Origin of the sequence: Vibrio mimicus CAIM 602, from assembly GCF_000338875.1 — a bacterium.
Lineage (GTDB): Bacteria > Pseudomonadota > Gammaproteobacteria > Enterobacterales > Vibrionaceae > Vibrio > Vibrio mimicus.
In genome coordinates, this window is sequence record NZ_AOMO01000009.1 from 1 (window position 1) to 542 (window position 542).

General features: G+C 49.3%; 1 protein-coding gene. It reads right to left on the bottom strand.

The features are described from left to right. Positions 1-542: EF-Tu/IF-2/RF-3 family GTPase (locus D908_RS18005; protein ID WP_005522175.1), on the bottom strand; the 542-nt coding region annotated here is incomplete at both ends.

The window sequence follows — 542 nt, forward strand, 5'->3', positions numbered from 1 at the left end:
CTGGAAGCTCGATGCTGCCTGTTACGTCAGTTGTACGGAAGTAGAACTGTGGACGGTAACCTTTGAAGAATGGAGTATGACGGCCACCTTCGTCTTTTGACAGTACGTATACTTCTGATTCGAACTTAGTGTGTGGGGTGATTGAACCTGGCTTCGCCAGTACTTGACCACGCTCTACTTCTTCACGCTTAGTACCACGTAGCAGTGCACCAACGTTCTCACCTGCACGACCTTCGTCAAGCAGCTTACGGAACATTTCTACACCTGTACAGGTAGTTTTTACTGTGTCTTTGATACCAACGATCGCAACTTCGTCACCCACTTTCAGGATGCCGCGCTCGATACGGCCAGTTACTACTGTACCACGACCTTGGATTGAGAATACGTCTTCGATTGGCATCAGGAATGCCATGTCTACTGCACGCTCTGGCTCTGGAATGTATGAATCTAGTGCTTCTGCTAGTTCAACAATCTTCGCTTCCCACTGTGCTTCGCCGTTTAGCGCGCCTAGTGCTGAACCTTGGATTACTGGCAGGTCATCA